The 24,733-nt window shown below is 67.7% G+C and carries 21 protein-coding genes; 14 read left to right on the top strand and 7 right to left on the bottom strand.

Annotated features, from left to right (window positions below; all coding sequences use genetic code 11):
* Positions 1-142 precede the first annotated feature (142 nt).
* The 3 genes from FB047_RS16180 (at position 143) to FB047_RS16170 (ending at position 4,164) form a co-directional block, all read left to right on the top strand.
* Positions 143-2,323, top strand: a complete 2,181-nt coding sequence (locus FB047_RS16180; RefSeq protein WP_136588237.1) for an McrB family protein — start codon at positions 143-145, stop codon at positions 2,321-2,323.
* Positions 2,320-3,507, top strand: coding sequence for an McrC family protein (locus tag FB047_RS16175; protein WP_136588236.1), 1,188 nt, complete (start codon positions 2,320-2,322; stop codon positions 3,505-3,507). Before FB047_RS16180 ends, FB047_RS16175 begins: the two co-directional genes overlap by 4 nt.
* Positions 3,508-3,606: 99 nt before the next feature.
* Positions 3,607-4,164, top strand: coding sequence for a dihydrofolate reductase family protein (locus FB047_RS16170; protein WP_136588235.1), 558 nt, complete (start codon positions 3,607-3,609; stop codon positions 4,162-4,164).
* Positions 4,165-4,377: 213 nt separating this feature from the next.
* Here the strand turns inward: FB047_RS16170 and FB047_RS17455 are convergent, their stop codons facing one another.
* Complete coding sequence (locus FB047_RS17455) at positions 4,378-5,022, bottom strand: DUF7255 family protein (protein WP_420812661.1); 645 nt, start codon at positions 5,020-5,022, stop codon at positions 4,378-4,380.
* Between the two features lie 188 nt (positions 5,023-5,210).
* Here FB047_RS17455 and FB047_RS16165 point away from each other — a divergent pair, with 188 nt between their 5' ends.
* Positions 5,211-5,585: a ScoMcrA-related endonuclease gene (locus tag FB047_RS16165; RefSeq protein WP_205823093.1), complete on the top strand. Its 375-nt coding sequence runs from the start codon at positions 5,211-5,213 to the stop codon at positions 5,583-5,585.
* A 78-nt stretch (positions 5,586-5,663) separates the two neighbouring features.
* On the opposite strand, the gene FB047_RS16160 is transcribed toward FB047_RS16165, so the two are convergent.
* A complete protein-coding gene (locus FB047_RS16160) occupies positions 5,664-6,740 on the bottom strand; it encodes an alkene reductase (RefSeq protein ID WP_136588234.1) in 1,077 nt (358 codons plus the stop codon).
* A gap of 226 nt (positions 6,741-6,966) precedes the next feature.
* Here FB047_RS16160 and FB047_RS17025 point away from each other — a divergent pair, with 226 nt between their 5' ends.
* Positions 6,967-7,119, top strand: a complete 153-nt coding sequence (locus FB047_RS17025; protein ID WP_167494272.1) for a hypothetical protein — start codon at positions 6,967-6,969, stop codon at positions 7,117-7,119.
* Between the two features lie 9 nt (positions 7,120-7,128).
* Here FB047_RS17025 and FB047_RS16155 read toward each other — a convergent pair whose 3' ends face one another.
* Both FB047_RS16155 and FB047_RS16150 read right to left on the bottom strand, forming a co-directional pair.
* A complete protein-coding gene (locus tag FB047_RS16155; RefSeq protein WP_136588233.1) occupies positions 7,129-7,740 on the bottom strand; it encodes a hypothetical protein in 612 nt (203 codons plus the stop codon).
* Positions 7,741-8,000: 260 nt separating this feature from the next.
* Positions 8,001-9,908, bottom strand: coding sequence for a DUF4209 domain-containing protein (locus FB047_RS16150; protein WP_136588232.1), 1,908 nt, complete (start codon positions 9,906-9,908; stop codon positions 8,001-8,003).
* 483 nt (positions 9,909-10,391) lie between these two features.
* Here FB047_RS16150 and pdxH point away from each other — a divergent pair, with 483 nt between their 5' ends.
* The 3 genes from pdxH (at position 10,392) to FB047_RS16135 (ending at position 13,198) form a co-directional block, all read left to right on the top strand.
* Complete coding sequence (gene pdxH, locus FB047_RS16145; RefSeq protein ID WP_136588231.1) at positions 10,392-11,033, top strand: pyridoxamine 5'-phosphate oxidase; 642 nt, start codon at positions 10,392-10,394, stop codon at positions 11,031-11,033.
* 220 nt (positions 11,034-11,253) lie between these two features.
* Positions 11,254-12,411: a GTPase family protein gene (locus FB047_RS16140; protein ID WP_136588230.1), complete on the top strand. Its 1,158-nt coding sequence runs from the start codon at positions 11,254-11,256 to the stop codon at positions 12,409-12,411.
* Positions 12,412-12,538: 127 nt separating this feature from the next.
* Positions 12,539-13,198 carry a HEAT repeat domain-containing protein gene (locus tag FB047_RS16135; protein ID WP_136588229.1) on the top strand — a complete coding sequence of 220 codons (660 nt, stop codon included), beginning with the start codon at positions 12,539-12,541 and terminating at the stop codon, positions 13,196-13,198.
* Between the two features lie 7 nt (positions 13,199-13,205).
* Here FB047_RS16135 and FB047_RS16130 read toward each other — a convergent pair whose 3' ends face one another.
* Genes FB047_RS16130 through FB047_RS16120 form a run of 3 tightly spaced genes read right to left on the bottom strand, consistent with a single transcriptional unit; the run spans position 13,206 to position 16,403 of the window.
* Positions 13,206-13,601, bottom strand: a complete 396-nt coding sequence (locus FB047_RS16130) for a hypothetical protein (protein ID WP_136588228.1) — start codon at positions 13,599-13,601, stop codon at positions 13,206-13,208.
* Between the two features lie 40 nt (positions 13,602-13,641).
* Positions 13,642-14,577 carry a DUF1295 domain-containing protein gene (locus tag FB047_RS16125; protein ID WP_136588227.1) on the bottom strand — a complete coding sequence of 312 codons (936 nt, stop codon included), beginning with the start codon at positions 14,575-14,577 and terminating at the stop codon, positions 13,642-13,644.
* Positions 14,574-16,403, bottom strand: a complete 1,830-nt coding sequence (locus FB047_RS16120; RefSeq protein WP_136588247.1) for an AMP-dependent synthetase/ligase — start codon at positions 16,401-16,403, stop codon at positions 14,574-14,576. Before FB047_RS16120 ends, FB047_RS16125 begins: the two co-directional genes overlap by 4 nt.
* Positions 16,404-16,669: 266 nt before the next feature.
* Here FB047_RS16120 and FB047_RS16115 point away from each other — a divergent pair, with 266 nt between their 5' ends.
* The 6 genes from FB047_RS16115 (at position 16,670) to FB047_RS16090 (ending at position 24,630) form a co-directional block, all read left to right on the top strand.
* The gene (locus tag FB047_RS16115; protein WP_136588226.1) at positions 16,670-17,686 is read left to right on the top strand and encodes a LacI family DNA-binding transcriptional regulator; all 1,017 of its coding nucleotides are present in this window, start codon (positions 16,670-16,672) and stop codon (positions 17,684-17,686) included.
* A 133-nt stretch (positions 17,687-17,819) separates the two neighbouring features.
* Positions 17,820-19,142, top strand: coding sequence for an ABC transporter substrate-binding protein (locus tag FB047_RS16110; RefSeq protein ID WP_136588225.1), 1,323 nt, complete (start codon positions 17,820-17,822; stop codon positions 19,140-19,142).
* 56 nt (positions 19,143-19,198) lie between these two features.
* Positions 19,199-20,161 (top strand): carbohydrate ABC transporter permease, encoded by a 963-nt coding sequence (locus FB047_RS16105; protein ID WP_136588224.1) that lies wholly within the window; start codon positions 19,199-19,201, stop codon positions 20,159-20,161.
* Positions 20,158-21,048: a carbohydrate ABC transporter permease gene (locus FB047_RS16100; protein ID WP_205823091.1), complete on the top strand. Its 891-nt coding sequence runs from the start codon at positions 20,158-20,160 to the stop codon at positions 21,046-21,048. Before FB047_RS16105 ends, FB047_RS16100 begins: the two co-directional genes overlap by 4 nt.
* Positions 21,048-23,276 (top strand): alpha-xylosidase, encoded by a 2,229-nt coding sequence (gene yicI, locus FB047_RS16095; RefSeq protein ID WP_136588223.1) that lies wholly within the window; start codon positions 21,048-21,050, stop codon positions 23,274-23,276. The genes FB047_RS16100 and yicI overlap by 1 nt, the downstream gene beginning before the upstream one ends.
* A 193-nt stretch (positions 23,277-23,469) precedes the next feature.
* Positions 23,470-24,630 carry an acyltransferase family protein gene (locus FB047_RS16090; protein ID WP_136588222.1) on the top strand — a complete coding sequence of 387 codons (1,161 nt, stop codon included), beginning with the start codon at positions 23,470-23,472 and terminating at the stop codon, positions 24,628-24,630.
* The last annotated feature ends 103 nt before the right edge of the window (positions 24,631-24,733 follow it).

Raw genomic sequence — 24,733 nt, 5'->3', positions numbered from 1 at the left:
CGAGTTCGATGGCGAAGTGGGCGCTGGCCGAGTTGCGCCGGTTGGTCTGTGCTCGCGTGATCCGGCACTCACGTGACAAGGTGAGGCGGGGGATACCGCCCACGATGAACGGGACCGTTCGTCGTTCAGGCAGAGGAGCAGCGTGGCCGCAGATCAGAACGTCCGTCGAGCGGCTCGCGCCCGAGCATCGCTGGAATATCTCGACGAGAACACCGTAGGCGAGCAATTCCTGCCTCTCAACGAGGTGTGGGCTGCAACACAGCAGCGAGTCCCGTTCTCTGATCACGAGGCCGAGCTCGTGCGCAAGGGTCGTCCCCGCGGGGAGAGCGACTGGCGCTGGTCCAGCGCGGACCTCGCTGCTGCTGGGTGGCTACGCAAGCATCCCGATGGGTCGGGGCAGTGGGCGATCACTGACGCCGGCAGACAGGCGCTTCGTGAGTTCGCGGGCGACGAGTTGCACGCGGAGGCGACGCGACGATACGCAGCAGGGCGCATTGAGTTGCAGTCGGCGGTCGCCGCGGCCCTCCCGACGACGTGGGTGTCGACCGACAATGCTCAGCGCAAGCTGCTCGAGGCTGCGCGCGTGTGGGTAGAAAGGTCGCTGCAGGCCGGCGAATCCGTCTTCAGTCCGGGCCGCGAGGTGTGGTCGTTGCAGACGGTTCAGCGCCTGCACACGGTGTGGACGACGAGCGAAAAGGTCGAGGGCAAGAACTTCGTCGAGAACGTCGCGCTACAGCTCGCTGACGAGAGCGATGATGTCAAATTGCTGATGGCCGAGGTGGTGGCGCTACAGATCCTCCCCATCTCAACTGCCATCGGCCACGCCAAGAAAACGGCGAAAGTCGAGGCGGTTCTCGCGCTCATGCAGCACAAGGTGTCGATCCCAACGCTTTTCGATGAGGCGTTCGGCGGTGGGTCATTTCACCCCGGATCCGGCATGCTCACCAATGTCAATCACGCGGTCACGATCATCATCAATCTGGCGAAAGCGTGGGTCGAGCTCGACGCCGATGATCAAGAGTCGACGCTGGCAGATCCGCTCCGCTGGCGGGATTTCGTCTTGGCGCTGGACGGCGACGGTTTCCCGACCCAGCGGTGGTCGTTGCTCTATCTCGTCCATCCTGGCTTCTTCGGCCCCATCGTTTCAGCTGATCACCGTCGGCGCGTCCGAGAAGCATTCATCGGCGAGATCGGGGGGAGCTTCTCCTCCGACGCCGATGCGGACCTTCAGCGCATCGCCATTGCTCTTCAGGTGAAGAAGCAGAAGCCGATCGATTTCTATCGGACGCCACTGCGGGAGCAGTGGCTGGATGTGCCGCAACTCGTGGACGAGCCGCATCACGTGGTCGTGGCACCGACCGATGAAGAGGACCGGGTCGAAACCGACCCACGCGGCTTCCGCCCAGCCGACATCGACACCGCAGCGTTGAGCGAGCGCCTCAAGCTCGACGAGGGTTGGATCGCTCGCGTCATCGATGCCCTGTACCGGCGGGGCCAGATCATCCTCTATGGCCCGCCGGGAACCGGTAAGACCTTCGTCGCGAAGGCGATCACGGAGGCACTCACCACCAAACCCGATGCGGCTCGACGAATTCAGTTCCATCCCTCATACACATACGAAGACTTCTTCGCGGGGTACCGCCCGCGCGAGAAGGACGGTCAGCTCGTCTTCGAACTGACCCAGGGGCCTTTGCGCCGCATCTCAGATGCAGCTCGGCGAGATCCCGATGTGACGCACGTCCTGATGATCGATGAGATCAATCGTGCGAACCTTTCGAAGGTCTTCGGCGAGCTTTACTACCTCCTCGAGTACCGGGACGAACCGATCGATTTGCTCTACGCCGGGTCGGGGACGGACGGCGGAGATACATTCTCGCTGCCACCGAACGTCGTGATCATCGGCACGATGAACACGGCTGATCGTTCGATTGCGCTCCTGGACTCGGCGATGCGTCGGCGTTTCTCGTTCTTCGAGCTCCATCCCGACGTTCCGCCGGTGGCCGGCATCCTGGATCGGTGGACGGCTGCGCACCCGCAGACCGTCGATATCTCTGCCCTCTACGCCGAGCTCAATTCGCGCATTCGCGACCGGGAGGACCGCATCGGCCCCAGTCATTTGCTGCGCACCGAGGATCTGAGTCGGCAGGCTCTTGATGCGATTTGGACGGAGAACTTGATGCCGCTGCTCGAGGAGCGTCATCTCGGAAGTGCTGTCGATGTTCATGCGACGTTCTCGTTGGAAGTTCTGCTGGAAAAGGTCACTCCCCCGGCGGCGCGCCCACGCGAGCAGGAAAGTGACAGCCAGGAGTCATCGGATAGGTGAGCGAATCACGTCCACGCGCCTTCATCACTGAAAAGGGTGAGAGCCTCGTCAAGCTCACGCTCGGCGAGGCGATGGAATTGCAGGAGATGCGGTTTTGTCGTGTGAGCCCGACAACGCAGTCCGGACTTTGGCGCGTCTCCGACGTGACGCGGGTGGGAACCGCGGTGGTGGGTGAAACGGTGCTGCACGTCGTGCCCAAGACGCCATTGCAGAACCTCGTCTACATGGCGTCGGCAGGGTATCGACACATCAGCGTCGGACAACACCTCGTGGATCACGACGGGGAGCGAGCCTTCCCCGCGGCTCTCGCCCGTGCATTCCTTTTAGAGGTGCAACGCGCCACGCGTCGAGGTCTGGTGAAGGGTTACGAAGAGACGCACGAGTCCGCTTCCGTCATTCGGGGTCGGTGGGATGTGTCGCGACAGCTAGCCGTCCGCCCGGGGCTGCCACTCCCTCTCGAGATCGACTACGACCATTTCAGTGAGGATGTGCCGGCCAATCGCATCCTGCACACCGCCATTCGTGTGCTTCGAGCCGTAGATCTCCCGCGTGGCGTCGAGTCGGTCCGAACGCAGCTCGAGATGGATTTCCTTGAGACCGGTCTGGTGCCTCGCGGGATGCCACTGCCGACTGTCGTGATCACCAGATTGACCGAGCACCTCGGGCCCGCTCTCATGCTCGCCCGGCTGATTCTCGAGGCGGTGTCGTGGACGCACCGTGAAGGCGTCCGACGGGGCGGGACATTTCTGCTGAACATGGCCACCGTGTTCGAATCGTTCGTCGCGGAACGTTTGCGTGCGCTCCTGGAGCCGAAGGGTCTTCGGGTTACCCCGCAGGACAGAAGATGGTGGCTCGACACGGAGCGCGTGGTTGCTCTTCGTCCGGACATGGTCGTCGAGACCGATGTGCCGACGAGCGTGGCCGACACGAAGTACAAGGTGCTCACTGATGGGAGCGGTGGTCCGCCTAGCGGTGACATCTACCAGATGGTCGCTTACGCGCTTGCTCTGAACGTGCGAACCGCGCACCTCATCTACGTCTCAGGTGACGTGGGCTCTCAGGTCATTCGCATCCCCTCGGCGCAAGTCGACGTTCACGTGCATGCGGTGAGCCTCGCCGGAGGCATCGACGATCTCGAGGCCGAGATGGCTCGGCTGGCGAAGGCTATCGCTCCGCGTGAATAGGCGGTGGATCTCAGCAGAGGAACGCTGGACGGACGCTATTGGTGCGGGGACGATGAAGGCAGACGTGCGAGGGCGCGCGTCTCGTCGAGAGGATCCAGTATGGCTCAGCCGTTGCGTTACGCGATCAACGTCACCCTCGACGGTTGCTGCTCGCACGAAGAGGGTCTCCCGCCGGATGCCGAGTCCATGGCGTTCTGGACCGACGAGCTGCGCCGCTCCGACACGCTCCTCTACGGGCGAGTCACGTACGAGCTGATGGAGGGTGCGTGGCGCCGACCGGATTCGGGGGAGTGGCCCGACTGGATGGATGCCAGCGAGGTGGCGTTCGCGGAGGTGATGGATCCGATGCGGAAGGTCGTGGTATCCGCGACTCTGGACGCCGTCGACTGGAACGCTGAGCTGGTCAGCGGCGACGTGGTCGAGGCGGTCCGGCGGCTCAAGGAGCAGCCGGGGAGGGGAATCTCACTCGGCGGCGTGAAGCTTCCGGTGACGCTCGCGGCGCAGGGGCTCATTGACGAGTTCACGTTCGTCGTGCACCCGGTGGTCGCCGGACGCGGTCCGCGCCTCCTTGAGGGGGTCGACCTGAAGCTCGAGCCGGTCGAGCGAAGTGAGTTCCGATCGGGCGCGATGGTGCAGCGCTACCGGTCCGTCGCATAGGGAGCGCCGCGCGAACTGGTCACGCGCGGCGCTCCTGCCACTGGCAGTTGTGTGCAGCCACAGGCGGTTTGAGCGCCGTGCGCGTCGGTCCTGTGGGCCGATGACTAGTTGACATCTTCGACTTCGGCACCTTGCTCGTCTCACTCCCAGCGGGGAAGGAGGTAGTCGGCAATGCCACCGGCGGGCGAACTGGACCGCGCAGACGCTTTGACATCAATCAGAGAATGAGGGGTTCGCGGTCCGCCTGACGAGGAGGTCGCGCAGCTTCTGCAAGTCGAGGAGAGCTGTGTCGCGGAGCGCGTCGCCCAGGCGAACAGATCCGAGTCGATCGTGTACGGATAGGCGAGCGAGCGACACCGCTTTCGTTGCTGCGAGGGAATCTCGCATCGAGTCGTACAAGGCTCGCTGCTTCCAGCGCGGTGATCCTTCTCCATCGAGAACACCGCGGTACCCAGCTGAACCGAATTGCGCGGCTGATCCCGTGTTCGTCCAGAATCCGCCCCCTGAGTGACGCTTCAGGGCAACAGGCTCATACTCGGCGCACTGGCGCAGGTAATCCGCTCGCCATGGCAGATGGGCACTCCACTCCGCTCGAAGTGTCTCTGCTCGGTACCTGTTGAAGTGTTGTTCTTCGTCGAGCTCGACGATGAGTCCACTCGTCGCCTGAATATCCCAGCCCAAGGGTCGAAGGATGGGTGCTTCGAGCACTCCACCAAGCTGCTTATAGTTCGCAATCGCCCACGACGCGGCGGGCTCCGGAAGCCCTGGGAAGCGGGGGGCTGGTGATGTCCCACCGAGTTTGAGGCCGAGCAATTCAAGTGCGGAGGCGAGAGCATTTTGTCGTTCAAGTCGTGCCATGCTGCCGACTCTTACACGTGCCCGGCGGTGGCGGAAGTTGAACCTCCATGTACCTCGAGTGCCCTTTCATGTGCGTGTTGTTGGCCCGCTTCGAGAGGGGCCGATCGAGGGTCCACTGCAGAGGAAGTCGCTGGCTCCATTGCTGTTCGCCGATCACGAATGTCGGTGGCTCGGGGCATACTCGCGACATGGTTTCCTACTCTGACCTGACCGACAGAGCCGCCGTGCACTGGGCGGTATCCGAATTCGATCGGCTCGGTCGTGATGCGTTCCTCGAGCGTTTCGGCTTTGGCGTGGCGCGCGAGTACTTCCTCGTCGTCAACGGCTTCCTCTACGACTCGAAGGCGATCTTCGCTGCGGCGTACGAGCGTCAACACGGCGTTCCCGTTTCCAGCAAAGAGATCAGCGGGGGCAAGGGCGGGGCGGCAGGTCGACTGGTCCAGCTTGGTTTCGAGGTGCAGGGCAACCCCGTGCAGCAAAGCAGACCCGCGTCTCGCCCACCGACTACTTGCAACGAGCATTTTGTGGAGATTCCGGCGGCGGGGTCCTGTCCCTACTGCTGAACACATGACTTGTGCGCACAAGATGAATTGAAAGGGCCCCGCGCGATCAGATCGCGCGAGGCCCTGGCATCCGGAATCTCAGCCCTGGAGGAACGGGTAGTCCGTGTACCCGCGCTCGTCCGGCCCGTAGACGGAGGCCTGGTCGACCTCGTTCTCGTCGGCGTTCTGCTCCCAGCGGGTGACGAGGTCGGGGTTGGCGATCGCCGGACGGCCGACGGCGACCAGGTCGGCGATGCCCTCGTCGACGGCGGTGACAGCCTCTTCGCGTGTGGTCATCTTCGAGAAGCCGGAGTTGACGATGAAGGTTCCGCCGAAGGCGCGGCGCAGGTCCTGGATGAGGTCGCTGGCGGGGTCGGCGTGCAGCACGCTGACGTAGGCCAGGCCCAGCGGGGCGAGGCCGGCGATGAGGGCTTCGTAGGTGGCGCGGGTCTCGGCGTCGTCCTTCTCCCAGACGTCCTGGATGTTGTGAGCGGGGGAGATGCGGATGCCGACGCGGTCGGCGCCGACCTCGGCGACGACGGCCTGGGCGACCTCGATGACGAAGCGGGCGCGGGCCTCGGGCGATCCGCCGTAGCCGTCGGTGCGCTGGTTGGAGGCGGGGGAGAGGAACTCGTGCAGCAGGTATCCGTTCGCCGAGTGCAGCTCGACGCCGTCGATGCCGGCATCCACGGCCCGACGGGCGGCCTTCACGAACTCGTCGCGGACGGTCGCGAGCTCCTCGGTCTCGAGGGCGTGGGGCACCGGGTAGGCGACCTTCGAACCGTCGGCGAGGCGGGTGTCGCCCTCGATCGCGATCGCCGAGGGGGCGACGATGCGGTCGGTGCCGGTGATGTCGGTGTGGGTGACGCGCCCGCCGTTCATGAGCTGCATGAACACCACTCCGCCTTCGGCGTGCACGGCATCCGCGACCTTCGCCCAGCCGACGGCCTGCTCGTCGGTGACGATTCCGGGCTGGCCGGGGTACGCCTTCGACTCGGCGCTCGGGAACACGCCCTCGGTGACGAGGAGGCCGATGCCGGCGCGCTGCTCGTAGTACTTCGCGACGATCGGGCCGGGAACGCCGTCGGCGCTCGCGCGCAGGCGGGTCATGGGGGCGAGCGACACGCGGTTGCGCACACCGATGCTGCCGACGGTGGTGGGGCTGAACAGGCTCACGAGAAGTCCTTTCGTGGGGGTCAAAGGGCCACGCGAACGTAACGGAGCGCGGCGACGACCTATTCCACGGGATGCACATGTGTGCAGCGGCGGGTTGACGCGGGCTGCCGCCAGGTGCTGGCATCCACACGTGGGGCTGGCTAGCGTGGCCTTTCGTCCATGAAGCAGCGCGGGGGGAACGGATGCTGATGTCTATCGCGATCGCACGAGTCGGAGCCGAACGGTGATGGCGCGCGCGCCTTGGAACCGGCCCGGAGAGTCGGCGCAGGTCCGCCGGCTGCGCATCGTCTTGTTCTGGACCATGGTCGTGCTCGTGGTCGTCTTCGTGGCGACCCTGGTGCACTTCGTCGTGCGGTCGGCCGAGATCGCCGGGCTCTGACGCGACGGCTCAGGGGAAGACGAGCACGTCGCCGGGTTCGAGCCAGGTCTCTCCGGGAACGACGGGTTCGCCGTTGCGGGTCAGCTCGGCGGGGTCGATCGAGAAGCGCTCGCCGATGGCATCCAGGGAGTCATCCCGGGCGACCACGTAGGACGTCACCCGGCGATCGACTCCCGACACGACCGGCCACCCGTCGGCTCCGGGAGCGCGACCGCGGTCGGCGCCCGGAAGGGGCGCGGGCATGATCCCGAACCGATTGGGGTGCGCGGGGTCGTAATCGTGCTGCGCCGGATCGTAGTAGTAGACGTTCATTGGGAGCACGTCGCCGGGCTCGCCGATGAGCGACCGGAAATTGTTCGGGCAGCCCTCGGTGCCCTGGCACTCGAACCCGTCGGGGTAGATGATCCACGGACCCGACGCCTTCGCCCACTCGGGCAGTTCGGGGATCTCGGGCACGGTCGTGCGCACCGAGGGCGCATCCCCCGCGGGTCCCACGACCGCGACCGAAGGAGCTTCGGGCTCCTCGGCATCCGTCCCCGTGAACGCCGGGATCACCAGGGCGACCAGCCCCGCGACGACGAGGGCGGAGGCGGCGAAGGTGATCGTTGCGGCGCGTCCCATCCGTTCAGGCTGACACGGCCGCTCTGTGCGGGGCGAGCCGAGGCGGGAGGTGTGCGCGAATCGGCCGCGCGGGGTGGATGGGGGGCGGATGCCGCGTCGTCACGTAGCCCGTTCTTCTCGCCCGGTAAGGTTCGAGGCTGAACGCCTCGCGATATGACACCGCTTGTGCATCTTTCGCTGGTCGGTGGTTTGAGACCCTCTGTCGGCCGGCGGAACTACCCCGTCGTGGAAAGGGCTGACCTACGCGATTCAAGAGAGAATCAGGGCCCCGGCTCGCTCCCCGTCTCGCCCTCGCGCGCAGATGGTCTGTCACGTTCCGCGGGCTCGTGGCTGTCAGCGGTTCGTGCATCGTGTAGCCGATTCCAGAACGGAACGAAGGCCAAGCGGAGAACGAACCACCAGCAATAAATTGCGTGCACGGATCTGACCGAGTCGTCGCTCACGAGCCCGTGAGCAAAATTGTTCCGCAGATTCGGTCCGATAGGGCCGCAGAATAGCGCCCGGATCTCGAATGCAATGTCCTCCCCGAAAATCTCGGATACGGACTCGCGGCCCATCAAGGCGGTGAGACCGATCTCCTGCTCCACGCCGCGGTCTATTGTGCTGGTCTGCTGTCCGGCATTGCGCAGGTGCAGTCTCACCATGTTCTCGATCTGCGGAGCGAGTAGTTGCGCGGAGGTGAGGAAGTCACCGTCATACCCGTAGTACAACGCTTGCGCTATGAGCAGTTCTCTGTCCGACGGGATTATCGAGCTCCCACGCATGATTGCGACAAAGTCTCCGAGCATCAAGCGATGTTCGTTGCTGAGCGCCATCCACGCAGGTGCGAGCATCCCCTGAACCATCAAGGAGACTTTGATCTCGTAAGCCTGAATCATTTGCCGCCAGGTCGCCGGATCTTCACCATAGATTGGCTCACCACCTTGCCCGCCTGACCGGTGCACTACCCGGCCGTCGCTTGCAAAGTGGACATTCGAGAAGAGAGTTTGGAGAGGATGCTCCGCAAGTATCTTCTCGGCTCGGTCGCGCTCGTCCTGCAGTGAGCTGAAGGAGGACAAGTCGACGAACGCCCTCAGCGCTTCGAGGGCAGGTTTGCCGCTCACAGCCGCAACACTGTGATCTCGCGCCTCCGATAGGTCAACCGACTCTGATTCGAGCACACCCATCGTTCCAAGAGTTGCCGCGCCGGCTGCCCGTATACGTCTCCCTAACTCCGTCGTCAGTGCGGACACTCCGAGTTTCTCACGTTGCTTCCGAGGGATCATTCGGAGCGCTTTCATCGCTCGTTCGTACAGGTACGCGGACCGCGGATGTGAATCGCTATCCGGCCCAAGGCTGAGACCTTCGGCCTCCGCGATCAGACTGTTCACAACGGCTAGACGGTCAACCGAGACCTCATCTGAGTTCCCGGCGACTCCATGCCACCTAGCAGCGCGTTCGCGATAGCTGCGCGCGGGCTCCAATTCTGCTGACGAAGCAAGATTGCGCATCCGCGCAGCTAACGCACCCGCCCGATCGCGTGCGAGACCATGTTTGTCGAGCAAGTCCGCAACTGGCCCGGGAAACTCCGCAAGGTCCGCGGTCAACGCGTGATCAATGAGGATTTGCGTCAATTTTTGGAGGCTCGCTGCCATCGGCTTTCCACCGCGCCGCCCCACCAGAAGCGCTCGATCCCACATATCGCGGTCCCGCATCCACCTCTCGCCGCCGAGAGTTGCCTCGATGACGGCCCCCATTTCGGCTTGATACCAACGGGCGCGATCTGCGCCCGTCAAGCTTCGAATGGCGAGCACGTCATACACTCGCGCGCGCAGCAAGTGGTCGGGCAGCGCGTCCGAGACAACTACCAGTACCTCGATTTGTACGTCTGTCAAGTCACTCGGTATCGCTGTGCGGCCTTCGACCATGGTGAGCATCGGCTCATATGGGGCCGACCAGTCGTCGGCTCTTGGGCTGAATGACGCCACCTGACTGAGCAAGCTGGCCAGCTCCACAACATCAGCTGAGCCCCCGTTATCCCGGGCCGCGCGGAGCCGAAGCCACAAGGAAGGAAGCCGGTCTTCATCTTGCGTCGGAGATGCTCGGAACACTTTGGAGGCTTCCAGGTCACGCAGTGCTGCTAGCCATCGGTCCGAAAACCCGTTACTCACTTCGCCCGCGTCGGTCACACTCAGCAAGCTACTGCTCACCCCCGACACGCGCTGCAACCCTCTACTGCCGATCGTTGCCGATGCTCCCGTGAGTAGTCATTCACGGCCGGGGCACGGCGCCTTGCGGGCTACTTCAAAGAGCGCAGGACCAGACCCACCACAGCGTCATCCGTCGTCTTGCTTGGTTCCTCAACATTGCTATCGAGATATATGCCAGGGGAGCGCATCGCGAACCGCCCCCTCAGCCCCGTACACCCGCACGCTCGCCGCGCCGCCGGAGCCCGGGTCGCTGCCGGCGTCCAGGCCTCCGTCGGATCCCACGATGACGAGGTTGGCGTGGCCGACGAGCTCGTCGGCATCCGGAGTCTCGATGAGGTGCAGATGCGTCGCCTCGAGCGACGCCCTCTTTCAGCCGACAGTTCATCGACCGCTAGATCACCCGCCTCACGGGGCGCGGATCGCCATACGCTGGTGCCCCACCCACCCACCGGAGGATCCGCGATGACCGAGAACCCCCTCGCCCACCGCCTCGACTACACGCTCGACGAGCTCGATGACGCGGCCCTCGCGGCATCCCCCCTCGCGCTCTTCCAGCGGTGGCTGACGGATGCCGCGGACCTTCCCGAACCGAACGCGATGGTCGTGTCGACGGTGGATGCCGAAGCCCGGCCCACCTCGCGGACGGTGCTGCTGCGCGGGGTCGACGACGACGGTGCGCTGTGGTTCTTCACGAACCGGGATTCGCGGAAGGGGCAGGCGCTGGCGGGGAATCCGGCGGTGTCGATCCTCTTCCCCTGGTACGCGCTGCAGCGGCAGGTGATCGTGCTCGGCACGGCGATGCCCCTCCCCGCTGAGCGGGACGACGCGTACTTCGCCTCGCGACCGCGCGGATCCCAGCTGTCGGCCTGGGCGAGCCACCAGTCGGAGCCCGTGGCATCCCGTGCCGCCCTCGAGGAGCAGATGGCCGAGGTGGCCGCCCGCTTCGGCGACGACCAGCCGGTGCCGCGGCCGCCGCACTGGGGCGGGTACCGGGTGGAGCCGCGCGAGATCGAGTTCTGGCAGGGGCGCCCGTCGCGGTTGCACGACCGGATCGTGTTCGTGCGGGACGGCGACGGGTGGGCGGGGGTGCGGCGGCAGCCGTGAGGCGTCGCCGCGGTGACGCTCGACGGTTGCCGCGCGGTGCGGTGCTGTCGCGAGATCACACGATCGGCGCGAGATCATGCGCTCTGCTGACGTCGTAAGGGGTGCGTTCGCGCCGATCGTGTGATCTCGGCGGGCGTGAGCCGTCGCTGTCCAGCCTCCGTGCCACTCCCGCGGAGGATGCGACACTGGCCGAGACACTGCGAGCGAGGGGCACGGAACCATGGCGAAGAAGAACGTGGACGCGCGCCAGCTCGACGACAAGGCCTTCGTCGAGGCGTCGTCGGAGGCGAAGTCGCGGTACGGGCGGTTCAACCTCGCGATCGTGGGCGCCTCGGGCGTGGGCAAATCCTCGCTCGTCAACGCGGTGTTCGGGCGCGACTGGGCCAAGGTCGGGCGGGGGCTGCCGGTCACGCGGGGCGTGCACTTCTACAGCGACGACTCGCTCGGCATCTGGGACGTCGAGGGGTTCGAGATCGGCTCACCCGTCCCGCCCGACCAGCAGTTGCGCTCCCACCTCGACGCGATCGCCGCCCACCCCGGCGACCACCAGATCTCGGTCGTCTGGTACTGCGTGCGGGCCGCCGACGACCGGCTCACCCCGGCTGACATCGCCATGATCCGCGAGCTCGACGCGCGGGGGCTGCCGGTGATCCTCGTGCTGACCAAGGTCGACTGGATCAAGAACCCCATCACCGGGCACCAGGGCGTCGCGAAAGACCTGCAGGCCTTCGTCGACTGGCTGAACGACCCAATCGACCCGGCGACGGGAGAGCGCATCCGCATCCCGTACCGACAGGTCATCCTCACGTCCACGCGCGACCGGCACGGGAAGGGCAAGGGGCACGGCCTCGGTGACCTTGTCGCGCAGACCCTCGAGCTCGCCCCCGAGCGCGACAAGGACGCCTTTCGCATCGCACAGCGACTCAACCTCCCGTGGAAGAGGGAGATGGCGCGGCCGATCATCGCCGCGGCGTCCGCAGCGGCCGCGGGCGCGGCATCCGTTCCGCTTCCTGTCTCGGATGCTGTCACGCTGGCGCCGATCCAGCTGACGATGATGGGACGCATCGCCGCGATCTACGACCTCGAGGTCAAGACGATGCTCTCGGCCGGAGCCCTCGCCCAGTTCGGGGTGCAGGTGGCCGGACGCGCGCTCGCCACGAGCTTCTTGAAGCTCATCCCGGGCGCGGGAGTCGTCGTGAACGCCGCGGTGGCCGCCGCGCTGACGGCGGCGACGGGGGAGAGCTGGCTCAAGATCTGCGAACTGCTGCACACCGGCAAGATCGACGTGCGCAAGCTCGACCAGGAGTGGGCGAAGTACGCGCCGAGCTTCATGGACGTCGCGCGCAAGATGGTCGAGCGGCGGGTGGGGCGGAAGTAGCGCCTCGCGCCGAGCAGCGGCACGCAGGGCGAGCGGCGGACGGATGCCGCTTGCGCGACTCCCGACGGATCTCGGCATCCGCCAGCACGGCCCTCGCCGCCGCCCCGCGTGAAACCCTGGAACCACCATGACCGACACCACCCCCGCCGACCGCCTGCGCGCCGCCCTCACGCACTCCGACGCGTCCGCACGACTGCAGGCCGCGCTCGCCGCGGGAACGCGGCCCGACGACAGCTACATCGCCGAGCTCGTCGCCCGGTGCGCGGTCGAGCCCGACTTCTTCGTGCGCGACATGCTCACGTGGGCGCTCACGCGGCACGATGCGACGCGGGCGGTCGCGGAACTGCTGCCGGAGGTGGCATCCGAGGTGCCCCAGGCGCGAAGCCAGGCCCTGCACACGCTGTCGAAGATCGGCGACCCGGCCGCCTTCGCCGTGATCACGCCGGCGGTGCTGCGCGACCGGCACCCCGAGGTGGCGCGGGCGGCGTGGCGCACGGCATCCGGGCTCGTTCCCGACGACGCGCACGAAGTGCTCGCCGACGAGCTCGCCACCCAGTTCGGACGCGGCGACCACGACACCCAACGGAGCCTGAGCCGTGCGTTCGCGGCGATCGGACACCGCGCCGAAGCCGCCGTCGAGCGGGCGGCGGCCTCGCCCTACGACGTCGTGAGCGCGCACGCGCGGGCGACGGCGATCGTCATGGACGACCCCGACACCGAGTTCGCCGAAGCCGTCGTCGAAGCGCGGCGCGTGGTGGCCCAGCGGGCATTGCCCGACGAGGACTGACCGCGCCTCAGCCCCGGTGCACCTCGACGGCCCGCGACAGCAGGTGCACGAGGAACGCTCCCATCAGCAGCACCGGCGCGACCCCGATCATCGACATCAGCGACGAACCGGTGTCGGTCGACGACGTCGCGAACGCCACGACGAAGCCCACGACCACGCCGAGCGCTGCGACGGCGAGAGCGGTCGCTCGCGTCGCGGGCGAGGCGCGGTGCACGGCGACGACCATCAACGCCGCGAGCACGATCATCGTCGCGGCGGCCACCACGAAGAGCGGGAATCCGCCGCTGATCGCGACGAACCCCACCGCGCCGCCGACGAACAGCACGGCCACGACGTACGCGAAGATCCGTGCGCGCCGCGCCCGCGTCTCGGGCGGCAGCTCGCGCAGATGTCCCGTGCTCATCGGCATCCCCCGTTCCCACCCGGCGGGCGGAACCGCCAGGCTACCCCCGCGACACCGCGCTCGCGCGCGCCGTCAGCGCCGGGATCAGCACCGGAGTCGCGTCGCGGTAGGCGCGGTAGTCGGCGCGATCGCCCCACTTCTCGTCGGCGCGCTTCTCGAGCAGCGGGATGCCGCTGACCCGCGTGAGCAACAGGATGACGAACAGCGGCGACAGCACCGCCACCCACTGCCAGCCCTGCAGCACGGGAGCGGCGACGAGGAAGACGCCGACCCAGACGAGGATCTCGCCGAAGTAGTTGGGGTGGCGGGAGCGCGACCACAGCCCCGTGCGGATGAACTCGCCCTTGTTCGCCGGGTCGGCGCGGAACGCCTGCTTCTGCAGGTCGGCGACGACCTCGAACACCATGCCGGCGATCCACACGACGATGCCCGCGATCGCGAAACCGTCGAGAGACGGACGGGCGGCGGCATCCGCGCTCATCGCGATCCACGCGGCCGACGCGGTCAGCGACACCCAGAGCCCCTGGATCGCCCACACCTGCAGGAAACGCAGCGGCTTCGTCTTGATCTCGTCGAACCGGCCGTCGGAACCCGCGCGGTGCACGCGCGCGAACAGGAACGAGCCCAGGCGCGCCGCCCACACGATCACCATCGCGGCGAGGATCCACCCCCGCGCGTCCTGCTGGGGTGCGAGCAGGGCCACCGCCACCGAGACGGCGATGAACGTCGCGCTGCCGGTGAGGTCGAAGAACCGCTCGGTGCGGCGCAGCGCCGAGGGGATGAACACGAGGAACTGGATCGCGTACGCCGCGATCACGGCGACGGCGAACACGGGGACCCCTCCCACCCGCGCGCCCGAGAAGCTCCCGGCGACGGCGAGACCGACGCCGATCAGCACGGCGACGATCACGGCGATCAGCGCCGAGCGGTTCTGTTTCGCGGGCGAGCCCGAGGACGAGGGGACGGGGGCGGTCATGACGGGGCTCCTCGGTACAGGGACTCGATGGTGTCGGCCGCGCGGTCGACCACCACGCGGCGCTTGATCTTCAGGGTCGGGGTGACGAGCTCGCGGTCGTCGAGGTCGGCGACGACCAGCTCGAAGCGCCGCACCTGCTCGCTGCGCGCGACGAGTGCGTTCGCGGCATCCACGGCCCGCTGCAGGTGCGCGTGCAGCCGCGGCTCGTCCACGGCGCGCAGACCGTCGGGCGTCCGCGCATCGAAGGGCAGACCGGCGGATGCCGCCCACGCGGCCGCCTGCTCGGCATCCAGGATCAACAGGGCACTGAGGTACGGCTTGCCCTCGCCGACCACGACGGCGTGGTGCACGAGCGGGTCGGCCTCGACGGCGGACTCCCACCGCACCGGGACGACGGTCTTGCCGTTCGAGGTCACGATGACGTCTTTGAGGCGGCCCTCGAGCACGAGCCGGCCGGCGTCGTCGAGGCGGCCGAGGTCGCCGGTGCGGAAGAAGCCGTCGACGAACGCCTCGCCGTCGTGCTTCGGATCGCGGTACCCGGCGAAGACGCCGACGCCGCGCGCGAGCACCTCGCCCTCGTCGCTGATGCGCACGGTCGACCCCGGCAGCGGAAGGCCCACGGTGCCCGAGGCGATGCGACCGGGGAGGTTGCCGGTGAGCGGAGCGGTGGTCTCGGTGAGGCCGTAGCCCTCGATGACCGGGACGCCGAGTCCGCGGAAGAACAGCGACAGCTCGCCGTCGAGGGTCGCGCCACCCGAGAGCATGTAGTCGACGCGACCGCCCATGACCGCGCGCAGGCGCCGGTAGAATAGGGCATCGAAGACCGCGTGACGCACGCGGTGCCCGAGCGGGGCGCGGCGCGGGGTGCCGGCATCCTGGAGCTCGGCGAGACGCCCGGCGGCGATCGCCGTGGAACGGGCTCGCCCCCACACGCCCGACAGCCCCTTCGCCGCGGCCTTGTCACCGGCCGCGGCCTGGATCTTCTGCAGCACGCGCGGGACGACGACGAGGAACGTCGGCCGTAGCGTCGCGAGCGTCGGCACGACCGCGGCCGGGTCGGCCAGGTGCGCGATGCGCATGCCGCTCGCGATGCAGATCAGCTGCAGGCCGCGCGCGAGCACGTGCGCGAGGGGAAGGAAGATGATCGTGTTGCCCGCCGGGTGCACCACCTCGCGGTAGGCGGCGGCGATGTTGAGCACCTGCCCGAGGAAGTTCGCGTGCGTCAGCACGGCGCCCTTCGGCTCGCCGGTGGTGCCCGAGGTGTAGACGATCGTCGCGGGATCGTCGTGCCCGGCGCGGGTGCGGCGGTGCTCGAGCTCCTCGTCGGAGACGGCGGCCCCGCGGCCGGCGAGGGCGGCGAGATCGTCCATGCCCCACACGCCCACGGCGTCGTCGGCGGATGCCAGGGCGTCGGTGAGCAGCGCGACGTGGGCGTCCGCACCGCCGACGCCCACGCGGATGCGCGCGTCGGCGACGATCGCCTCGACCTGGGATGCCGACGACGACTCGTACACCGGGACCACGACGCCGCCGGCGAACCAAGTGGCGAGGTCGGCCACCGCCCACTCGTAGCGGGTGGGCGCCATGATCGCGACCGCGTCGCCGGGGGCGAGCCCCACCGCGACGAGGCCCTTCGCGAGGGCGCGCACCTCGTCGAGGAAAGCGGCGGTGGTGACGGGGGTCCAGGCGTTCGAGCCCGCAGAGCCGCTGGGCGGGACCTCGAACGCGACGTGGTCCGGGGCCTCCGCCGCGCGACGCACCAGTAGGTCGGTGACGTTGGCGTACGCGTCGAGCGACGCCAGAGCGGGGGTGTGCGACTCGCGCATCTCGTCCTTCCGGGGCGGATCGTGCGGGGCGGGAGCTCCGCGGTGCGCGGTGTGCGTCACCGATGAATCTATTCGGAAGGGGTGCGCGATCGGATGGGGCGCGGCGGTCGGGCGTGGCGGGGTGGCGGCGCCCGGACGACGGCGAAGGGCCCGCACCGGTTTGTTGCCGAAGCCAACGAAAGTCTTGCGCTCCCGACTGCCGTCGTTTACCGTGGCTGTCGAAGCGCTTCTCGGAAGCGCTTCGACACAGCAACGAAGGAGTCGCTATGGCCAAGATCGACGAGGTCGCCCGTGCCGCGGGCGTGTCGATCAGCACCGTCTCGTACGCCCTGAGCGGTAAGCGCCCGGTCTCCGCCGAGACCCGGCGGCGCATTCAGCGGGCGGTGCACGAGTTGGGCTACAGCCCCAACGCCGGTGCGCGCATGCTGGCCGGCAGTCAGACGAACATCTTCGCGCTGTCCGAGCCGCTCCGCGCCGATTCGCACGCACCGAGCCACATGTCGTTCATGCACGCCATGACCGTCGCCGCTCGGCGCAAGGAGTACGACATGCTGCTCCTCACCGACGAAGACGCCTCGGCCGGCATGAAGAGGGTTGCCGCGAGCGGCCTCGTCGACGCGATCCTCGTGCTCGACGTCGCCCCCGACGACGCGCGGGTCGAGATCGCCCGGGCGAGCGCGACCCCGACGATCTTCGTCGGCATCCCGAACGACGACGAGGGACTCGTGTGCGTCGACCTCGACTTCGAGCGCGCCTCGATCGACGCGGTTGATCGCCTCGCCGACGCCGGTCACCGCGCGGTCGGTCTCATCGGCGGATCCGAACGGGCCTACGAGAAGTCGAACTTCCCTGCGCGCGTGCGCGCCGCGGTGAGGCAGCGCGCGACCGAGCGCGGGCTGACCGCCGAAGTCGTGGCATCCGGAGCGGTGGTCATCGATCGTCACGACGTGCGCCGCTCCGTGCGCCGGTTCGTGGACTCCGGAGTGACGGGGATCGTCCTGCACGCGCCGGAGGAGGTGCTGCAGGTCGTGCTCGCCGAGCTCGCGGCGCTCGGAAAGAGCGTCCCCTCCGACGTCTCGATCGTGTCTGTCGGCAGCAGCTTCGACACCGACGCTCAACCCACTCCGATCGACTCGATCCCGCTCGTGCCGCAGAGCTCGTGCGAGCTCGCCGTCGACCTGGCCATCGAGCTCATCGCCGGCCGCCCCGTGGCATCCGGCCTCCACCTCATCGCCCCCACCTATCTGGATCGCGGCTCCGTGGCCGCGCCTCCTTCCTCCTGAATCCCATCCACAACCGCACACCCGTCTCGTCGCCCAACATCGAAGCGCTTCGACAGTCTTCGACACCGGCGGGACACCGCCACCGCTAGCGGACACCGACGACCCAGCGGACACAGTGAAAGGAGTGCCGACGATGGCACGCACCCCCGCACAACGACGCGCGACCCGAACCTTCGCGGCCATCGGCTCGATCGCCGTCGCCGCCCTCACCCTCGCCGGATGCAGCGGCGGAGGAGGCGACTCCGGCTCCGCCGACGGAGAGGGCAAGACCCTCACCCTGTGGCACTACGAGGGAGCCGACAGCGCGATGGCGAAAGCCTGGAACGCCGCCATCCCGATCTTCGAGGAGAAGACCGGAGCCACGGTGAAGGTCGAGGAGAAGTCGTTCGAGCAGATCCAGAAGACCGCGAGCCAGGTGCTGGACACCGACGCCGCCCCCGATCTCATGGAGTTCAACAAGGGCAACGCCACGGCCGGCTTCCTCGCGAGTACCGGACTCATCGCCGACATCAGCGACGCGGTCACCGAGTACGGGTGGGACGCCAAGCTCGCCCCCTCGCTGCAGACCACGGCGAAGTACTCCTCCGACGGCGTGATGGGCGGCGACACCTGGTACGGCGTGCCCAACTACGGCGAGTTCGTCGGCGTCTACTACAACCTCGACGCCTTCGCGGCGGCCGGCCTCGAGGTGCCCACCACCTACGACGAGTTCGTGAAGGTGCTCGACGCGTTCGTGGCGAAGGGCATCACCCCTCTCGCCGAGGCGGGTGCCGAATACCCGCTCGGCCAGCTCTGGTACCAGCTCGCGCTCACCAAGGCCGACCGCTCCTGGGTCGACGACTACCAGCTGTACAAGAACCCCGTCGACTGGAACGGCCCCGAGGTCGACTACGCCTCGCAGACCCTCTCCGACTACGTCGCCAAGGGCTACATCGCCAAGGACGTCTCGTCGGTGAAGGCCGAGGACGCGGGCGTCTCGTTCATCAACGGCTCGTCGCCGATCTTCGTGTCGGGGTCGTGGTGGTACGGCCGCTTCGCCGAGGAGGCCGGGTTCGACTGGTCGCTCGCGGCCTTCCCGGGCTCGAAGCTGTCGCTGGGATCGTCGGGCAACCTGTGGGTGGTTCCCGAGCGCTCGAAGAACCACGATCTCGCGTACGAGTTCATCGACATCACGATGAGCCCCGAGATCCAGGCGATCATCGGCAACAACGGCGGCGTTCCGGTCGCAGCCGACACCGCCGACATCACGGATGCCAAGAGCAAGGAGCTCATCGACGCCTTCAACGGCGTCCTGGCCGACGACGGACTCTCGTTCTACCCCGACTGGCCCGCGCCCGGCTTCTACGACGTCCTCGTGCAGGAGCTGCAGGGGCTCGTGACCGGCACTCAGGATGCCGCGACCACCAACGCCAACCTCGGCGCGAAGTACGACGACGGGACGGCGGACTTCCGCTGACCCGCGACGGGGGCGGCCGAAAGGCCGCCCCCGTCCCCTCGACCTGGAGATCGCTCATGGCTCTTCTGACCCGCCCGGCGAAGGTGGCGCTGCCACCCGATCAGCCGGCCATCCCGCAACGTCGCGGAGGGACCGCCGGATACTGGCTGTACCTGCTCCCCGGCTTCGTGCTCCTGCTGGTGATCGTCATCGTCCCGCTGGTGTGGAACGTGTTCCTCACCTTCACCAAATGGCGCGGAGTCGGAGACCCCGACTTCATCGGGCTCGACAACTGGACGAAGCTGCTCGCCGACGAGGACTTCTGGACCTCCTTCGCCAACTCGGTGTGGATGGTGCTGGCGATGGTCGTGGTTCCCACCGTGATCGGCCTGGCGGTCGCCGCCCTCCTGTTCGACGTCGTGGGGCGCAAGTTCGGCGGCAAGGTCGGCAGCTTCCTGCGCGCCACCTACTACCTGCCCCAGATCCTGCCCATCGCGGTCGCGGGCATCGTCATCGGCTGGATCGTGCGCCCCGGTGACACCGGAGCGCTCAACCAGATGCTGCGCGGCCTGGGACTGCCCTCCTACGACTGGCTCGGACAGATGCCCTCGGCGCTCATCGTGCTGATGGTCGTGCTCGTCTGGGTGCAGATCGGCTACCCGGTCGTGGTGTTCATGGCGGCCCTGCAGCGCGTCGATCCCGAACTGTACGAGGCGGCCGAGCTCGACGGCGCGAACTGGTTCCAGCGCTTCACAGCCATCACGGTGAGCATCATCCGTCCCGAGATCTTCGTCGTGACCCTCACGTGCACCATCGCCGCCCTGAAGGTGTTCGGGCCGGTCTACGTCATCACGCAGGGCGGGCCGGCCGGTTCGACCATCGTCCCGGCCTATTACGCCTACCTGGAGTTCTTCACCAAGCGCAACGTCGGCTACGGGGCGACCATCGCGACCGTGCTCACCATCGTCGTCGTCATCGTGTCGATCGTGTTCGTGCGGGTGCAGAACTCCCTCGAACGCAAGGAAAGGGCCGGACTGTGACCGCCACCGCCGTCATCACCACTGGCGGGCGCCCGCCGCGTCGCGGAGCCCGCGGCGGCATGACCCGACGACGTCCCGTCGACTGGCTGCTGCTCGCGCTCGTGATCGTCGGCGCGCTGCTCGTGCTCGCGCCGTTCTACCTCGTGCTCGTGAACTCGTTCAAGTCGCCCGTCGACTACGCCACCTCGGGCCCGCTCACGCTGCCGCAGCAGCTCGACTTCGGCGGGATCGTCGACTTCTGGAACCGCGTCGACTTCCCTCGCAAGGTCGGCAACTCGATCCTCATCTCCGGCGTCGTCGCGGTGCTCGCGGTGCTGATCTCGATGCTCAACGCCTTCGCGATCGGCATCGGCCGGGTACGCGGTCGCACGGGCATCGTGCTGCTGTTCCTCATGGCCAACCTGCTTCCGCAGGAGGCGCTGCTGTACCCGCTGTACTACATGTTCAAGTCGGTCGGCCTCTACGACAACCTGCTTTCGGTCATCATCGTCTTCACCGTGATCCAGGCGGCTTTCGGCACGTACCTGTTGTCGTCGGTCTACGGCACCTTCCCCCGCGAGATCCTCGAGGCCGCCGCGATCGACGGCGCCAGCCGCTGGCAGATCCTCTGGCGGGTGGTCTTCCCCATCAGCCGTCCGACGCTGTCGGTGCTGGTGATCTTCTTCTTCATCTGGACGTGGAACGAGTTCCTCATCCCGCTCACGTTCCTGGCATCCAACGACAACCAGACCGTGCCCGTCGCCATCAGCGTGCTGCAGGGCGACCGGCTCATGGACGTCACCACCATCAGCGCCTCGGCCCTGCTGGGCATCGTCCCGACGCTCATCTTCTTCCTCATCTTCCAGCGCACGCTCACACGCGGCATCACGGCAGGAGCAGTCAAGTAATGAAGTTCACCGATGGTTTCTGGCTCATGAGGCCGGGTGTCACGGTCGATTACGCCGCCGAGGCGTACGACATCGACCGGGTCGACACCCCCGACGGACCCGGCCTCGTGGTGCACGCCCCGACCAAGGTGATCGCGAAGCGCGGTGACGTCCTCAACCGCTCGGTGCTGACCGTGACGCTCTCGTCGCCTCTCGACGGGATCGTGCGCGTGCGCATCGTGCACCACGACGGAGCCGGACGAGCGAAAGGCTTCGCTCTTCCGGGCGCCCGCGTCGGCGGGGGCGCGGTCGACGCGGAGAACGGCACGCTCCGCGCCGGGCGGCTGACCGCGCGCATCGCGGCGGGCGCGCCCTGGGACCTATCGTTCGAGGTCGACGGCACGCGTGTGACCGGCAGCGGGCACCGGTCCGTGGGACGTGTCAGCCTGGCCGCCGACGCCGACGTCGACACGGGCGTCATCTCGAACGCCGGCGCGGACACCGGCATCCCGGCCTCGCGCTTCTTCGTGCACGAGCAGCTCGACCTCGGTGTCGGCGAGGCGGTCTACGGCCTGGGCGAGAGGTTCGGGCCCGTCGTCAAGAACGGTCAGACCGTCGAGATCTGGAACGCCGACGGGGGCACCTCGAGCGAGCAGGCGTACAAGAGCGTGCCGTTCTACATCTCGTCGGGCGGATACGGCGTGCTCGTCAACGACCCCGGCCACGTCTCGTTCGAGGTCGGGTCGGAGAACGTCGAGCGCGTGCAGTTCTCGGTCTCGGGGGAGGCGCTGGAGTACTTCGTGATCGCCGGCCCCACCCCGAAGGACGTGCTCGAGCGCTACACCGCCCTGACCGGCCGACCCCCGGTCGTGCCCGCGTGGTCGTTCGGCACGTGGCTGACCACGTCGTTCACGACCGACTACGACGAGCAGACGGTGACCTCGTTCATCGACGGCATGGCCGAGCGCGACCTGCCGCTGTCGGTGTTCCACTTCGACTGCTTCTGGATGCGCGAGTTCACCTGGACCGACTTCACGTGGGACGAACGGGTTTTCCCCGATCCGGATGCCATGCTCCGACGCCTCCATGAGCGCGACCTGCGGGTGTCGGTGTGGATCAACCCCTACATCGCGCAGCGCTCCGTGCTCTTCGCCGAGGGGGTCGAGAACGGCTACTTCGTGCGCCGACCCGACGGATCGCCGTGGCAATGGGACCTGTGGGTCCCCGGCATGGCGCTGGTCGACTTCACCAACCCGGATGCCGTACGGTGGTACCAGGGGCACCTGCGGCGCCTCATCGCCCAGGGTGTCGACTGCTTCAAGACCGACTTCGGCGAGCGGATCCCCACCGACGTGGTCTATCACGACGGCACCGACCCCGAGCGGATGCACAACCTGTACGCGCAGCTCTACAACGAGGCCGTGCACGAGGTCCTCGTCGAGGAGAGGGGAGAGGGCGAGGCCGTGCTCTTCGCCCGCTCGGCCACCGCCGGCGGGCAGACCATGCCCGTGCACTGGGGCGGCGACAACTCCTCCACGTTCGCCTCGATGGCCGAGACCTTGCGCGGGGGTCTCTCGCTCGCGTGGAGCGGCTTCGCGTTCTGGAGCCACGACATCGGCGGATTCGAGGGCACCCCCGACCCGGCCGTGTTCAAGCGCTGGATCGCCTACGGGATGCTGTCGTCGCACAGCCGCTTCCACGGCTCGGACTCGTACCGGGTGCCGTGGGCGTTCGACGACGAGGCCGTCGACGTCACCCGACTCTTCTCCCGCCTGAAGATGAGGCTCATGCCCTATCTCTATGCCGCCGCGCGGGAGGCGACGGTCACCGGGATCCCGGTCATGCGCCCGATGGCGCTGGAGTTCCCCGACGATCCCACAACGCTGCACCTCGATCGCCAGTACATGTTGGGCCCCGATCTGCTCGTGGCGCCGGTGTTCTCGGCATCCGGGAACTCGACCTTCTACCTGCCCGCGGGAGAGTGGACGCACCTGCGGTCCGGGGAGCGCGTGACGGGCGGCGGATGGCGACACGAGACGCACGGGTTCGACTCGTTGCCGCTGTACGTGCGCCCGGGTGCGGTCGTGCCGTGGGGCGCGAGAGAGGACCGACCCGACTACGACTACCTCGACGGGCTGCTCCTGCGGGTGTTCCCCGGGGGTGAGGGTGTCGCCGAGGTGACGGTGACGACGCCGGACGGGCGCAGCGAGACGTTCCGCGTGGACCGGGCGGAGGTGACGGAGGGGTAGCGGGCCGACCGGGGTGGGGGCATCGCGGAACCGTCAACCCCCCACCCCTCTCAGGCTTCTCCTCAACCCGGTCCAGTACCGTCTGACCCGGTCTGTGCGACTCCATGTGCCCAGGTCGACCCCGAAGACGCCGTCGACGAGCACACGGAACGCGCGCGCGAGAAGAACGACGTCGAGACGGAAGGGGACGACCGTGAGCACCCTGACGACCCCTCGCGTCGAGACGCGGGCGCCGGCATCCGCTCCTGCGATCGCCGCGCGCCACCTGCCGTCGCTGACCGGACTCCGGTGGGCCACGGCGATGCTCATCTTCGGCCACCACCTCATGGCGGTGGAGTACTTCGGCGGCACCGCCGGTGACGTCTGGGCGTTCGTGTTCGAGGCGGGCAAGACCGGCGTCACGCTCTTCTTCATCCTGTCGGGGTTCGTCCTGGCCTGGGGGTACAAGCCGCAGCAGAGCGCGGGCTCGTTCTGGTGGCACCGCGTCGCGCGCATCTACCCGCTGCACCTGGTGGGCGTGGGGCTCGCACTCGTCGCCGCGGCGACGCTCGTGCCCGAGATCCGCACCGACGGAGCCGCGCCGCTCGCGGCCAACGTCCTGCTCGTCAACGGCTGGGTGCCCGACTGGTGGCAGGCCGGTAACCCGGCGAGCTGGTCGCTCGTGTGCGAGGCGTTCTTCTACCTGAGCTTCCCGTTCCTCATCCGGCCCCTCGTCCGGCTTTCCGCCCGCACGCAGACGATCGTCGTCGGCGCCTCCCTGGTGCTGGTGGCCCTGGCCCCGCAGATCGCCGCCCTCTCGCCCGTGCCGATGTCGGCGGCATCCACTCCGCTCCTCCGCCTGCCGGAGTTCGTGATCGGTGTCACGCTCGCGTTGCTCGTCAAGCGCGGGGCATGGATGCCGCCCCGCGTGCGCTTCGTGCTCCCTCTCGCGATCCTCGGGTACGCGCTGTCGGAGGCGCCCACCCTGCCCGGCACCGACGTGCACCCGGGCCTCGCGATGACCGTCGGCGCCTTCGCCCTGCTCGTCGCGTCGCTTGCCTCGGCCGATGCGCACCGGTCGTCGACGTTCCTCGCGCGGCCGCTCTGGCAGGAGCTCGGCCGGGTGTCGTTCGCGTTCTACCTCGTGCACCTGCTGGTCATCGCCTCGGTGTCGTCGGCCTGGCCCGACGGACACCCCCAGCTTCCGTGGCGTCGGGCCGTACTGCTCGCGCTCGCCGCGTTCGGCATCGCCCTCGCCCTCGCCTTCGTGATGCACAAGCTGGTGGAGGTGCCCGCGCAGCGCTGGTTGCTGCGGTACGACCGGGCCCGGACGCAGCGCACGGCGGCCGCGGCCGGGGTCGAAATCGCCCGCTAGGCGCGCCGGGCGGAGCAGCCCACGGATCGGCCCGCCGGGAAATTGGCGCGACTCGTCGCATTTTCACGCGTCGAAGATCGTCCCCGAACGGGCGCGAACGTCC

The organism is Microbacterium hydrothermale (assembly GCF_004854025.1).
In the GTDB taxonomy this organism is placed as follows: Bacteria; Actinomycetota; Actinomycetes; order Actinomycetales; family Microbacteriaceae; genus Microbacterium; species Microbacterium hydrothermale.
Note: the sequence above shows the minus strand (reverse complement) of the source record. Positions and strands in the feature narration are given on the sequence as shown.

Bases quoted from the DNA above. Each gene is read 5' to 3' on its own strand.
- FB047_RS16170 (WP_136588235.1), top strand. From the start codon at position 3,607: ATGGCTCAGCCGTTGCGTTACGCGATCAACGTCACCCTCGACGGTTGC.
- FB047_RS17455 (WP_420812661.1), bottom strand. From the start codon at position 5,022: ATGGCACGACTTGAACGACAAAATGCTCTCGCCTCCGCACTTGAATTG.
- FB047_RS16165 (WP_205823093.1), top strand. From the start codon at position 5,211: ATGGTTTCCTACTCTGACCTGACCGACAGAGCCGCCGTGCACTGGGCG.
- FB047_RS17025 (WP_167494272.1), top strand. From the start codon at position 6,967: ATGGCGCGCGCGCCTTGGAACCGGCCCGGAGAGTCGGCGCAGGTCCGC.
- FB047_RS16155 (WP_136588233.1), bottom strand. From the start codon at position 7,740: ATGGGACGCGCCGCAACGATCACCTTCGCCGCCTCCGCCCTCGTCGTC.
- pdxH (WP_136588231.1), top strand. From the start codon at position 10,392: ATGACCGAGAACCCCCTCGCCCACCGCCTCGACTACACGCTCGACGAG.
- FB047_RS16140 (WP_136588230.1), top strand. From the start codon at position 11,254: ATGGCGAAGAAGAACGTGGACGCGCGCCAGCTCGACGACAAGGCCTTC.
- FB047_RS16135 (WP_136588229.1), top strand. From the start codon at position 12,539: ATGACCGACACCACCCCCGCCGACCGCCTGCGCGCCGCCCTCACGCAC.
- FB047_RS16130 (WP_136588228.1), bottom strand. From the start codon at position 13,601: ATGAGCACGGGACATCTGCGCGAGCTGCCGCCCGAGACGCGGGCGCGG.
- FB047_RS16125 (WP_136588227.1), bottom strand. From the start codon at position 14,577: ATGACCGCCCCCGTCCCCTCGTCCTCGGGCTCGCCCGCGAAACAGAAC.
- FB047_RS16120 (WP_136588247.1), bottom strand. From the start codon at position 16,403: ATGCGCGAGTCGCACACCCCCGCTCTGGCGTCGCTCGACGCGTACGCC.
- FB047_RS16115 (WP_136588226.1), top strand. From the start codon at position 16,670: ATGGCCAAGATCGACGAGGTCGCCCGTGCCGCGGGCGTGTCGATCAGC.
- FB047_RS16110 (WP_136588225.1), top strand. From the start codon at position 17,820: ATGGCACGCACCCCCGCACAACGACGCGCGACCCGAACCTTCGCGGCC.
- FB047_RS16105 (WP_136588224.1), top strand. From the start codon at position 19,199: ATGGCTCTTCTGACCCGCCCGGCGAAGGTGGCGCTGCCACCCGATCAG.
- yicI (WP_136588223.1), top strand. From the start codon at position 21,048: ATGAAGTTCACCGATGGTTTCTGGCTCATGAGGCCGGGTGTCACGGTC.